At 59.6% G+C, this 12,591-nt stretch carries 11 protein-coding genes; 2 read left to right on the top strand and 9 right to left on the bottom strand.

Annotated elements, in window-relative coordinates; all coding sequences use genetic code 11:
* Positions 1–57: 57 nt before the first annotated feature.
* From AC1DZ8_RS13295 to AC1DZ8_RS13285, 3 genes are all read right to left on the bottom strand, one after another.
* Entirely contained in the window at positions 58–231 is a 174-nt protein-coding gene (locus AC1DZ8_RS13295; RefSeq protein ID WP_477401003.1) for a hypothetical protein, read from the bottom strand.
* A 585-nt stretch (positions 232–816) separates the two neighbouring features.
* Positions 817–3,105, bottom strand: a complete 2,289-nt coding sequence (locus AC1DZ8_RS13290) for an FdhF/YdeP family oxidoreductase (RefSeq protein ID WP_477304827.1) — start codon at positions 3,103–3,105, stop codon at positions 817–819.
* A gap of 96 nt (positions 3,106–3,201) precedes the next feature.
* A complete protein-coding gene (locus AC1DZ8_RS13285; RefSeq protein WP_477304829.1) occupies positions 3,202–4,260 on the bottom strand; it encodes a helix-turn-helix transcriptional regulator in 1,059 nt (352 codons plus the stop codon).
* Positions 4,261–4,688: 428 nt separating this feature from the next.
* On the opposite strand from AC1DZ8_RS13285, the gene AC1DZ8_RS13280 reads away from it, so the two are divergent.
* Entirely contained in the window at positions 4,689–5,387 is a 699-nt protein-coding gene (locus tag AC1DZ8_RS13280) for a response regulator transcription factor (RefSeq protein WP_477304831.1), read from the top strand.
* A 147-nt stretch (positions 5,388–5,534) separates the two neighbouring features.
* Here AC1DZ8_RS13280 and AC1DZ8_RS13275 read toward each other — a convergent pair whose 3' ends face one another.
* The 4 genes from AC1DZ8_RS13275 to AC1DZ8_RS13260 form a co-directional block, all read right to left on the bottom strand.
* Positions 5,535–6,233 carry a sigma-70 family RNA polymerase sigma factor gene (locus tag AC1DZ8_RS13275; RefSeq protein WP_477304833.1) on the bottom strand — a complete coding sequence of 233 codons (699 nt, stop codon included), beginning with the start codon at positions 6,231–6,233 and terminating at the stop codon, positions 5,535–5,537.
* 197 nt (positions 6,234–6,430) lie between these two features.
* A complete protein-coding gene (locus AC1DZ8_RS13270; RefSeq protein ID WP_477304835.1) occupies positions 6,431–7,273 on the bottom strand; it encodes a formate/nitrite transporter family protein in 843 nt (280 codons plus the stop codon).
* A gap of 203 nt (positions 7,274–7,476) precedes the next feature.
* Positions 7,477–7,998 (bottom strand): hypothetical protein, encoded by a 522-nt coding sequence (locus AC1DZ8_RS13265; protein ID WP_477304837.1) that lies wholly within the window; start codon positions 7,996–7,998, stop codon positions 7,477–7,479.
* Positions 7,999–8,803: 805 nt separating this feature from the next.
* Positions 8,804–9,076 carry a hypothetical protein gene (locus AC1DZ8_RS13260; protein ID WP_112392518.1) on the bottom strand — a complete coding sequence of 91 codons (273 nt, stop codon included), beginning with the start codon at positions 9,074–9,076 and terminating at the stop codon, positions 8,804–8,806.
* 922 nt (positions 9,077–9,998) lie between these two features.
* Between AC1DZ8_RS13260 and AC1DZ8_RS13255 the strand changes: the two genes are divergently transcribed.
* A complete protein-coding gene (locus AC1DZ8_RS13255; RefSeq protein ID WP_112392519.1) occupies positions 9,999–10,349 on the top strand; it encodes a DUF1330 domain-containing protein in 351 nt (116 codons plus the stop codon).
* A 247-nt stretch (positions 10,350–10,596) separates the two neighbouring features.
* On the opposite strand, the gene AC1DZ8_RS13250 is transcribed toward AC1DZ8_RS13255, so the two are convergent.
* Positions 10,597–11,463 (bottom strand): MBL fold metallo-hydrolase, encoded by an 867-nt coding sequence (locus AC1DZ8_RS13250; protein ID WP_477304840.1) that lies wholly within the window; start codon positions 11,461–11,463, stop codon positions 10,597–10,599.
* A gap of 116 nt (positions 11,464–11,579) precedes the next feature.
* Entirely contained in the window at positions 11,580–12,365 is a 786-nt protein-coding gene (locus tag AC1DZ8_RS13245) for an alpha/beta fold hydrolase (RefSeq protein ID WP_477304842.1), read from the bottom strand.
* Positions 12,366–12,591: the final 226 nt, after the last annotated feature.

Below are 12,591 nucleotides of genomic sequence, written 5' to 3'. Positions count from 1 at the left end.
GTCGCTGATGCGACCCACCGCCAGTTCGGGCGCCCGCGGGAGGAGCGGACGGGCGCCTCAGGATTTCGGCAGAATGGCGCGTGCGCGGCGTGCGTTGGAGCTTCGCCTCCAACGCAACGCTTCGCCGCGCGCACGAGGTGCGGCGGCAAACATTGGATGAGGGGCAAAGAACAGGGCGATGAGAAGTCGCGTGGCGGAAAGCTCGTCGCCGGCGGTTGGCAGCGCCAGCATGGCACACTCCCAAATCTGCCCATCGAATGCCCAGATCGCGTGTCGCGCTTGCGGCAATTGCTCCGCAGCGGCCCGCACACACAGGCGGCGGAGCTGCCCACGGCTGGGCTGAGGGAGCGCGGACAGCCTATGACGGCTACGGTCCCCACCACAAAGCGCGCCTAGCGCCGCGCCCCATTTCGCAAACACGAAGTCTACTCCCCGTTCCAGCACGATTGCTTCGGCCATATATGGTTCCAAAAACCCAAACTGCGCCAGCTCGACACTGTCGCTGGCGCCGTCGCTGTCGCGCCCGAACCCATCCAGCCACTTTGCTGCGACCCAGCGCGATGCGGCTCCAAGATCGCCACGGCGGAGCCTCCTGGAGGCAGATTGGTATTGGTCCAAGGGACTCATGTTCGCCACTTCGGTTTCCTTTTCTAAGCAAATTTCGAAGACTTCAGTGAGCGCTCAACACCTCGAACATTATTTCCACTCTGCCCATTTCTCCTTCGGAACGTTTGCCCAAGAGATGCCCACGATCTCGAAGCGGCAGAGGAGACCTTCATCGTCAGAAGCGAACTGGCGCTCGATTTTCGCATATGATCAACTCGCCTCGGTACGCGAGTGTGAAATGCGTACCGGAATTGCTTTGTAAGAGGGCGTGAAGCTCGTCGGATCGTGCGAATAGAGCGGTACAAGAGGATTTGCCTCGGGATAGTAAGCCGCACAGCTGCCATTCGGGAACGAATACGGGACGATCCGAAAATTTGACAGGCGGCGTTCTACGCCGTCGGTGGACACAGTGGTCAAGTCGACGCGGTCGTCGGCCTGGAAGCCACGCCTTTCCATCTCCTGTTCATTGAGGAAGACCACGTCGCGCTGACCGAACACACCGCGATATCGATCGGACATTGAATATATCGTGGTGTTGTACTGGTCATGACTGCGCACCGTCGTCAGCCATAGCACATCCAGGCTGTCCTGGGGCGGATCCTCGCCGAGGCCATCGAAGACTAGGAAATTCGCCTTACCGGAAGCTGTCGTCCAGACACGTTCGCGCGCGTTTGACGTCAGATGGAAACCGCCGGGTATGCGAATGCGGGCATTGTAGCTCTGGAAGATCGGGAGCACGTCTTCAATCGCGTCGCGAATAATGTTATAGTCGGCCGTAAAGCATTCCCAATCGACGACGGACCGTGCACCCATTGTTGCCTTCGCAATGCCGGCGACGATTGCAGGTTCGCTCATCAGGTGCTCTGACGCCGGAACATTACGGCCCGCCGACGCGTGAACCATCGACATCGAATCCTCGACCGTGATCGACTGCGGCCCGGTGGCCTGGACGTCGATTTCGGTGCGTCCGAGGCAAGGCAGGATCAGCGCGTCGCGTCCATGTATGAGATGGCTGCGATTGAGCTTGGTCGACACTTGGACCGTCAGATCGAGCTTGCGCCAGGCAGCGCGTGTCACCTCCCAGTCAGGAATCGCGGACACGAAGTTGCCGCCCATTGCGAAGAACACTTTCACCTTGCCCTCTTTCATGGCCTCCAGCGCGGTCACGACGTTGTGGCCGTGCTGGGACGGCGGCTTGAAGCCGAAGCGGCGCTCAAGCCGATCGAGAAATTCCTTTGTCGGCGTTTCGGTGATACCGACCGTGCGATCGCCCTGGACGTTGGAATGGCCGCGTACGGGGCAAAGTCCGGCGCCCTCACGGCCGATATGACCGCGCAGCAGCGCGAGATTCGCCAGCTGCTGCACGCTTTGTGCGCCCCGCCGGTGCTGCGTGATGCCCATTCCATAGACAATGATCGCTCGTTCGGCGCGCATATAGGCGCGAGCGGCGTATTCGATGTCGTCGCGAGTGAGCCCTGACTGGGACACGATGTCTTCCCATCGCGTCGCCCGCAGGTCGACGGTGAGAGCTTCGATACCCGTCGTGTGGCCGTTGATGAAATCCCAGTCTAGGATCGCCGGCAGTTCGCTAGCGCGCCCGGCATCGTCTGCCTCCGTGAGAACTTTCATGAGTCCCTTCACGACCGCAACGTCGCCGCCGACACGCACCTGATAAAGCTTGGCGCTGATCGGCGTCGACGTAAGCGTTGCCATTTCGATCGGGCTCTGGGGCGACTGAAATCGCTCCAGAGCGCGCTCGCGGAACGGATTGAAGGACATGATGGTTGCTCCGCGCCGCGAGGCGTTGCGCAGGCTCGTCATCATGCGAGGGCTGTTCGTGCCAGGGTTCTGTCCGAAGATGAAGATGCAGTCCGTCTTGTCGAAATCGGAAAGCAGGCAGGTACCCTTACCGACGCCGAGCGAGTGCGGCAGGCCGACGCTGGTGGCCTCGTGGCACATGTTCGAACAATCAGGGAAATTGTTGGTGCCGAACTCGCGCACGAAGAGCTGGTAGAGGAAAGCTGCCTCGTTCGAGGTGCGGCCGGATGTGTAGAATTCGGCCATGTTTGGATCTGTCAATCCGTTGAGGTGGCGGGCAACGGTTGCAAAGGCTTCGTCCCAATCGACCGGCAGGTAGTGATCAGATGCGGCGTCGTAGGCCATCGGATGGGTCAGTCTCCCAACCATCTCGAGATCGAAATCGCTCCAGCTCGAAAGCTCGGCAACGGTATGGGCGGCGAAAAACTCCGGCGTGCAGCGTTTCGCGGTGGCTTCCCAGGCAACAGCCTTGCCGCCGTTCTCGCAAAACTCGAAGGATGATGTGTGTTTGGGGTCGGGCCAAGCGCAGCCGGGGCAGTCAAATCCCTCCGGCTGGTTCATGCGCCCCAGCGTGGCTGCCCCTTTGATCGGAATCCCTTGCTCGATGAGGTGTCCGCCCAGCGACTTGAGCGCTCCCCATCCGCCAGCCGGTGCATTGTTAGAACGGATATCTTTGGCCATCGGCGAACCTGTGGGGAGAGCTGAAGAAATCCTTCCTCGGCAAGGAGCATTCCACCAAGCGACATCCTTGCATCGCGGTGTTGCCAGCGATGTAGACTATGTTGCGCTGGCAGCGCTGCGGGAGCGCAATCCTCCCAGTGGGGAGAGTTTCATGTGTTGCTTATCCGAGCCACGAGGCGGGTAGCGCAAGACGGTGGGAGCGCTGTCGCAGGGGCGAGCTGCTACCTCCGTGCGATTGCAGCAACGCCAGCGATAGGGTGTCTCGCCAACGAAACGTTTGAAGACGGTGGTGAAATGGGCTTGGTTCTGAAAGCCCACGCTTAGCGCCACATCGACCAGGGTCATCTCGGTCTCGCTGAGCATCTGCTTGGCGCGGTCAATCCGCCGCCACCGCAGGAATTCATGCGGGCGAATGCCAGTGGCCGTCCGGAACTGAGCGGCGAAATACATTCGGCTGAGCCCCGCCACTGCGGCCATATCGGCGAGCGCAATCTTCTCATCGAGATGTGAATCGACGTATTCGACGACCCGCTTCCACCGCCATCTCGGCAGGGCGGCCGTAGCGCGCGCCCTCGGGTCTGGCTCTGGATTTGAACGCAGGGTGAGCAATCGGGTTACGATAGCAAGGCGGACTGCGTCGGCATAGAGATCGCCAAATCCATCATGACTGCCTTCGGCCGCCTCAAGCGCGCGGGAAAGACGCTCGACGACCGGATCAGAGGAATGCCTTTGCGGGACCAGTTCGGCAAGGCCGAGATCCCGGGGGGTGTCCAAGATACCCAGCCCGTCCATCGCGTTTCGGTCTGCTTCTGCGCATTGTGCCAAAGCCCCTCTGCGCACGGCCGCGGCATCAGCTTCTGCCGCTGCATTTGCATGCATCAACAGACCACCGCGACGCGGTCGCTGCATCGCTGCGGCGGAAACCGAGAGAACGACATTCATATGAGTGAGGGGGATCGAAATCACACCGGAATCTGGCGCCATCGGGTAACCGTCTCGCCCTGCGTCGACCAATGACGAGCCGAGTTCGGGCCTTCGGCGCTGACCGTCGGCTTGCATCGCTTGCGCTATGCCCTTGCGTCGAGGGAGGACGGGTTGATCCTCTCCCGGCCGCCGATCGTCATGTTCGGATTCAGACAATGAGTCGAACTGCATTGGACCATGCTCCTCTGCCTTCAGAGTTTTCCTCTGCTTGCCAGGCCAAGGTACACGGGTGGGAAAACTGCTCCATTAGATGGCAGTCTGAATGGATCATATCATCAGCTATGCGACGCATACGATGGTATTGGCGGTGGCGCCTTCGGCGCTCTGACGATCACAGCAATCTTGGGCAGGGAGGCAGATCGGCTTTGATCCCCGCGCCATGATCCGGCCGATAACCGTCGCGATGAACTGGTAACGCGAAAGCACGCTGGAACGCCTTCCTCGAGGTCATCCAAGCTCAAGTCGCTAAGGTTCCAAATCGGCACTTGCGTTCGTTCCGGGAAGATTATCGCAAACCTATGCGGTTGAACTCCAGCTGGGTTTCGGTGATCCCCCACGTCTTGCCCCGGCGGGTCTCGTTGCCAAACTAATATGCTAAGATGGTGCTGCAATTCCGCAGCGGGAATCGTGAGAGGCGTATTGCTATCGTGACAGCAGGTTCCAATCCAGGCCCCTCCGCGTCGACGACTTTTGCGTCGATCGTCTATGTCATTGATGATGATGACGCTGTGCGGGATGCCCTGAGAGGCCTCTTCAGATCTGTGGGGCTGCATGTCGAGTTGTTTGCCTCGGCCAGCCAATTCCTACAGCGCAAACTGCCGGAAACGCCCAGCTGCCTCGTGCTCGATATCCGGTTGCCCGGCGTTAGCGGGCTGGAATTCCAGGCTCATCTTGCAAAGTCGAACATTCAGATGCCCATTGTCTTCATTACAGGACATGGCGATGTTCCGATGTCGGTGCGGGCGATGAAGGCCGGAGCCATCGATTTTCTGACCAAGCCTTTCCGGGAACAGGACATGCTTGATGCGGTCTTCGGCGCACTCGAGAACGACCGCATAAGGTGGCAAACCGACCAGGAAGCGGCGACGCTATCAGCACTGTACAAAACGCTGACTTCTCGCGAAAAGGAGGTCATGTTCTTGGTGACCAAGGGCTTGATGAACAAGCAGATCGCAAGCGAGATGGGCCTTAGCGAAATTACGGTCAAGATTCATCGCGGACATCTCATGCGCAAGATGGCGGTCCGAACCTTGCCCGACCTGGTGCGGATTGCAGAACGGTTAGGCGTCAAGGCCTAAACCACCAGAGATGTCAAAGTCGCCATCCGGTATAGAGTGCGGCCACGCGCTGGCTCCGCTTGCTCGCCGGATATGACCTTGACGGCACGCCTGCTTGGAAGGTGTGCCTTGGGCTCGTTTTGAAAACGGTGCGGATTTAATCTTTCCTCACCCTGGTCGTCTCGCCCGAGGAACACCTTCGAGGATTGATCGCAGCTCCTCCCTGCCTCTGGCGATCCGCGACGTCAGCGTGCCCGCTGGAATGCCCAGCGCCTTCCCGGCATCGTCGTAGGAGAGGCCTTCGACCGCAACAAGCACGAGTGCTGCACGCCGTTCGGGGTTGATCTGCTGAAGCGCCGAGAATACATCGACCGACACCAGCCTGTCGGCCTGTGGCGATGCCGCGATCATATCTATCGTGTCTGACATCGTGGCCATTGCCCGGGCATTGCGTCTGGCGCGCCGCAACTGGTCGATGAACAGGTTGTGCATGATCGTGAACAGCCAACGGCGCGGCGTATCGCCAGCCGTCCAACTTGCCATCCTTGACAGCGCCCGTTCGAGGCAGTCCTGTACAAGATCATCGGCGGCATCGCGGTCCCATACCAGCGCGCGCGCGTAGCAGCGGAGCCGTGGAATCTCCTCGACGATGGCTCGCCTGCGTTCGTCGACGATTTCGGCCTCTACGAGACTTGCCGCGTCAACCGAGCGGAAATGCAGCTGAAGCGAAAGACCGGGCGAAAGTTCGAGGTGGCTCGTGTTCATTGCTATCAGGCAGTTTGCAATGGCGGCGACTGCAACTCGCCAACCGGGCTGAAGTCGATCGAACACGAACCTGACAGCCACAACCATCCGTTGGTTCGACACTGCATGTCTGGTCTCCAATACATTGCGCCTGCCTCTCCTGGGTTTTGCCGAATCCAATCGATACTGTCTGCTGGGATGCCGCTATCATGGCGGAGCGGACAGAGGGCTTCTTCTCGAAACGACTACATTCTTTCGCGATGCAATGTGGGTAGCTCAATGTTGAGGGACGGAGGTGTTCGCGGGAGGTGCCAGGCAGATCACTCGGCCGGGCCAAAAGACATCCTGGCCGCGGGAGCAGGCGTGCCTTCCGCGCCGCCCTTCAGATAAGTCCAGTAGAGGGGGAGCCCCGTGAACAAGAATCCCCCGGCAATGTTGCCCAAGGTCACGGGTATCTGGTTCCAGTACCACCAGTCTGCGATGCTGATCTTGGCCCCTAGCATTATCCCCATAGGAATAACGAACATGTTGACGACGCAGTGCTCGAAACCGAGCGCGAAGAAGGCGAATATTGGTAGCCAGCATCCGACGATCCTGCCGACGACGGACCTTGAACTCGCTCCCATGACGACACCGAGGCAGACCATCCAGTTGCAGAGCATGGCCTTGACGAAACCGGTCACCAGTCCATCATAACCATACGGTTCATAGGCGATCGTCTTCGCTTCAGCGAGAGAGCGCAGATGATCTCCGAGCGCACCCGCCCCGACATTGCTGACATCGGTCAGGACGACATAGAGCAGCCCGGCAAAAGCGAGGGAGCCGAGCATGTTGCCAACAAAAACCCAGAACCAGTTCGCCAACATTCGGCCGACTGTCGTGCGGCGAGCCAGGACTGCCAGTGGTACCAGTCCAAAATTCCCGGTCAGGAGCTCGAGGCCGAGGATGACGATGATGGCAAATCCCACCGGGAAGATAAGAGCGCCGACAAGCGCGACATTTGTCTGAAGCGCACCCTGCAGGGCCAGGCTCGTCGCGAAGGCCAGGAGCGCGCCAGAAAGCATGCCACGGATCACAAGATCGGGAATGCTGTGACCGGCTTTGGCGGCGCCAACATCCACCATTGCCTGCGCGATTTCGCGCGGTGAGAGGCTGTCATTCATGATCGCTGTCCTTCCGGTCAGGCACGTCTCCCGTGCGTCGATAACCAGGACTTTATAGCCGTCGGCATTTCGCGGCGACATACTACGCTGGGCAGGGAGATTAAGCGCTTGATCTAGGTTTAGACATTCTTTGGTATGCCTTGTCGGCAGCGATCCGGTCGGGGTCCCGTCCGAAAAACTGAGTCTTTAAGATCTCATCAGTGTCAGGGAGCAACCACCGTATTGGCGACATCGACCTTCAAGCGGATCGCATTGAACAGGTGCAGATGGCATTGGCCGGAACAGCAGTTGGTCGCCTGATCGACGCTGGTGACGCCTAACGGTAGCGCTAAGCGGGAGCCGGACTGACGCGCCACCCGCAGCAGCACATTCTTCAAACACGCGCCGTGGCACCAGTGACGAGCTGCTGCGGTTTGGTGGCTCAGCCCTGCCGCCCGTTCCTTCCGAGGCGATGTGGTTCCGCAATCGTCACACGGGCGGTGCCGCGTGCCGCGACGCCAAAGCGCGCCGGGCTCGCCTTGCGCCATCGACGAGGATGTACAGCGAAGCGTTGACAATATCGATGTCGAGGCCGTGGGGGTCAAGGCGGTGGCCGCGCCAGCATGGCGAAGACCATCTTGCATCCTCTGCGCCGAGTCGCGGCTGAACAGTGGCTCGACATAGATGTTCGACGGTGCCGCGCAATCGAAATTGACCCGGGTGCCCAGCACATCGCCGCGCGGCATCTTGTCACTCGTTGCCGCGCAGTGCAGATCCTTGCTCCGAATGCCGCCGCCTCGATACGACAGGCGAGGCCTCGGCGACGGGGCAAATGTAGGGGTTGCCTATCGATCCGCAAACCGTCACCTAAGCGCAACATGCGGGGTCAGCTCGATGACGGAGCGCGAAAGCAGCTCAAGACGGGGGTGACCCGCCCAGAGCTGATCTTGCCGCCTAAACAGGTCAAGGTGCTAGGTCCAGCACCATGCCCGACTGCTTATATGCAGGGCCTTCACTACCGCAGGATCGATCCCGGCGAACCGGGCGGGAGAATATCGGCCTGCTTCTGGTTGTCGCCTCGTGGCAGACCCGGTCGCCGGGATGGATCACGGCTCAGCAGCTTCGTCGCTTTACGGTGGGGAGCGGTCTGCCTTTGACGTAACGGGCGGCGGCCAGGTTCTATTCGCTCGATTTTCAGTCAGTCCGTAGCGCAAGCTTGTCGGAATGGCCCCCTCGATCAGGCATTCATAGACGAACCTCTTGCGCGGGTACGAACGCCGCCGCGCCTTCGCGCGCGGCGGCTTTCGGTTTGCCAATTCGGTCGCCTCGCCGGTTTTGGGGGCGGCCTTTTCGATTAGGGCGCCAACGTCCACGGCTTCGTCGCACCGAGTGGTTGACACCCCGCACGACGATGAAGGGATGCAGTGGCGCTCACATGGTGGAAGCTCTCGATGTGAGGGGCGATGATCTAGTCGCTGCCGGCGGCCCTTTCACAACATCGCTTGGTCTTGCAAGCCGCGGCGGTAGCTGTTGCGCGTGGATGAATGGGCCTTAGTTATGGCCACCGAGCGTATTCACATTCGCGCAGAAGGCAGTGTACGGCTGCGTCATGCCTGCGCACTCGTTCTTCATCGCTTCTTGCTTTTCGGCAGGCATAGCCATGAAGACTTTCTTGAATTCCTTCATCGGCTTCATGGTTTTCATGCTGGCATCCGTAAAGAACGGTTTCATAGTTTCCGGCTCGCCCAGCGTGCCGGCAAATGCAATGCCGCCAGACAGGAAAAGCGCTATTGCGGTACCGAGGCAGATAGCTCTGATGCTCATGGGGTATGGTCCTTCCCTGGTTCAAGTGGTACCAACGGCAAACTGCGTTGATGGATAGACGAATAGCCCCCACCCTGACTTATGTATTTCCTCTAACCACTACGCTTTTGTCTGAAAGACTGTTGCTGACTGGCCGTGCCATGACGAATTCTCTTTAACCTTCCTCGATGAAGTCCCGCAGAATGGATGGCGCAGATCTTGGGTTGTCGGGCCGGTGCCCAGACGCCAATCAAACCTGGCTTCACCATCCGCTGCATCGCTGGCCGCTCCATGGCTCCCTAGCGCCAACGCAGCGTGCTCTTGACATGCGGCGGAGTCGAAGGTCCGGCATGGAATGCCGCTTACTCTCCGCCGAGATCCATCGTTGCTTTCGAGTCGGCACCGATCGGTCGGCTATTTCTGACCACCTATGGGCGCGTTGCATCGGGCGATATTGAAATCGCTGCGGCGTTCTTAAAAGACCTGTTGCTCTGCTTTGGCGAGTATCGCGGCGCCGCAGGCAGCGGCGCTCCTTGCGCCGGTCAATACCCGCTCCGTGCAACAGAACACCGACGAAAGGCAATATTGAATGGAGGGGCAAGGTCGCGTGACGGTGTTTGATGCCGATCCTAGCGAAAACGGTCGACGTCAACCCGACAATGTTAAGCGCTGCCAAGGACATTGCATCGATGACATCAGACGACCTAACGGCGTCCGGTCGCAGTATTCAAGGTGCCATGAGGAGGTCACCATCCGACTTGCTCGCCGATACGCCCCGCAACAGGTTTCGCCGCACCTGAACATTAATCCGACGGTACTCGCGAGATTTCCAAGCGACGGGCCAGATATCATTCCGGAGTGATCTGGAAGAGTTGCGAAGGCGATGTCGCACGCCCTCTCTTCTTCGTTACCGCGACACCATGCGTTCCACCGAGGATTTTCCATGCCGACCTATCTAGTCAACCACCTGCGAATCCCTGGCGATGTACCCAACGATGAAGGTCTGTCCTATCTTGAGCAGGTGGAGGCTACGGTTGCACCGTATGGCGGTAGGTGGCTGGCGCAAGGCTCAGTCGACGTGCTCGAGGGGGCTTGGCCGGGCTCGGTCGTGCTGATGGAGTTCCCAAGCCGCGATGCTGCGAGCGCCTGGTACAATTCAGCCGCATATCAGGCGATCGCGCCTTTGCGTGTCCGCAACGCCATCTCCGACCTCGTCCTGATAGACTCGCTGCCTGATGGCTTCACAATCAAGGAATTTGCCAAAGACGTCCGTCGGGCGCTCAAAGGAGCCTGACGTTTGCTTGTCTCGATTGGTCCGAGCGACGTGGTGGCGCCATCTCCGTGTCCGGAATCGTGCGCGTTGTCGACATTAACTCTGACGTTCGAGGCGATACGCAGCCTGCTCAGATCCCGCAGATTTCGATGAATCGTGTCGCATCCTGGTGTTGGCTCGTGCAGTGCACACGCGATTCGGGGAAAACTTGGCACGAGAAAAACCCCGGCGAGTCAATGCCCGTGGCAAGTGGCTTCGCCCGTCCGTCCTAGCTGCGCTGCTTCGCCCTGTTTGCACCGCCCCACAGCGAACCGGGGTTTGCATGATCCGGATACAGCGCCAGCATCGCGTCATAGAGTTCTCGTGCGTTGGACGTGACCGCGTCGAGGCGATTGAAATCTTCCAGATATTGTTGCGTCTCTGTGACGACGCTTGGGTCGTCCCTGTTTGCCGGGACCTTGTGGCCCGCGATCACCGCCTTCGGCTTCAGGGCCGCCAGCTTCGTCAGCGTGGCAATCCACTCGAGCCTGCTTTCGGTATTGGTCTCGCCGAGATACGGGTGGATGCCGTTGTAGACCACATCGCCCCCAACAATCAGGCCGATCGACGGCACGTGCAGGACGGTGGAATGGGCGGTGTCCGTGCGGCCGGTGTCAACAACATCCAGGTTGTGGCCTTCCAGTTCCATCGTGCCGCTCTCAAGCGGATCGGCGACGCGCAGATGCTCCGGGATTTGGTTGGGGAAGAGGCGGCGCCAGAAGTCTCTCTGCCACGCGTCGGTCAACTGGCTGCGCATCGCCTCAACCACCTCTGGCGCCGCGACGGCGCGTGCATCCGGGAAGCGTCCAAGCAACCCCGCCAAGCCAAAAAAGTGGTCCCCGTGACCATGCGTCACATAAATGGTGATGAGCTTTTTGCCGCTGGCAATAACCCAGTCTACAAGCGCGCGTGACTGCTCTACTGTCAGGAACGTATCCACCAGCACCGCGTCGCGAGCGCCGTAGATCAACGTTGAAGAGTTTGCCACCCACGCCAGGTCTTCTTTGCCCGGCGGCGAATCCCGGGTAAGCCCCGGCCTGGTGACCGTTAGCACATCCCATTGGAGGCCGCTGAGGTGAGGTGTGCTCGATGTCATAGTCGAGGTCCCATTTATACTTTACTGCATGCGCTTGTACCGCCGGCGTTCGATGCCGGACGCAGGGGCGGCCGGGCCGACGGTGTCGGCCGGCTCGCTCCGTGCATCGGCCGTGACTATTTTGCGCTTGCGGCATCCCTGATCACTGAAGCGACCTGTTTTGGATGGGATATCATGACAACATGGGAAGCGCCGTCGATGGCCACCGTGTCCCGCGACTTGGCCCTGTCGGCCATGAACTTCATCGCGGCCGGCGGGATGTTTCGGTCAGCCGTGCCGTAAATCCAGTATGAGGGCACCGTCTTCCAAGCAGCATCACCCGAGGGCTCCGTCAGAGCTGCTTGCGCCACCGGTCGCTGGGTGGCAGCCATCAACCGTGCCTGCCCCACCGGTACGTCGGCGGCGAATTGCTGTGGGAACTTGGACTGGTCGATATAAAGATCTGTCATGCCATTGCTCAAGGCCACCGGCGGAGCGAGCGTGTCGCCAAGAGTACTGCCCGGAAACTTGCCCGTCAGGCCGAGACTCGTCTCGCCCGTATCAGGCGCGAACGCCGACACATAGACAAGGGCCTTCACATTCGCGTTGCCGTTCGCAGCCTCGGTGATCACTGCGCCACCATATGAGTGACCGACCAGGATCACAGGGCCGTTGACGGACTTGACCACGGCTGACACGGCGACGCCGTCGCTTGCTACGCCACGCAGTGGATTGGCGGCAGCTATGACGTGGAAGCGATCTTTTTCCAACTCTTCGATTACGCCGTTCCAACTGGACGACCCTGCGAAAGCTCCGTGTACCAGGACGACCGTTGGCTTCAGTTCTTCAGCGCTGTGCGCGGCTCCTGCGCCCGAAAGGCCGAAAGCAGCTGCGAGTGCCAGGCTATTGATGATTTTGCGCATAATGTTCATCCTTGATTGGAACGGATGCGGATGGGGAGAAAGTGACGTATGCGAATAGCCAGTCGGTCATACGCACGTACGATGCAGGCTGCGCACCGGTGGACTTCCGTCAACGAGACAGCTTCAAATCACTGAGCAGCTCAGATATGCCGGCAGCGTAATACTCATAGCCTCGCAATGACAATCCATACGAAAGTATATAATATCTGTACGATTATCTAATACG

This window comes from Mesorhizobium sp. P2_F7 (assembly GCF_056403695.1).
The sequence above is the reverse complement of the archived record's forward strand: the minus strand, read 5'-3'. Positions and strand labels throughout refer to the sequence as shown.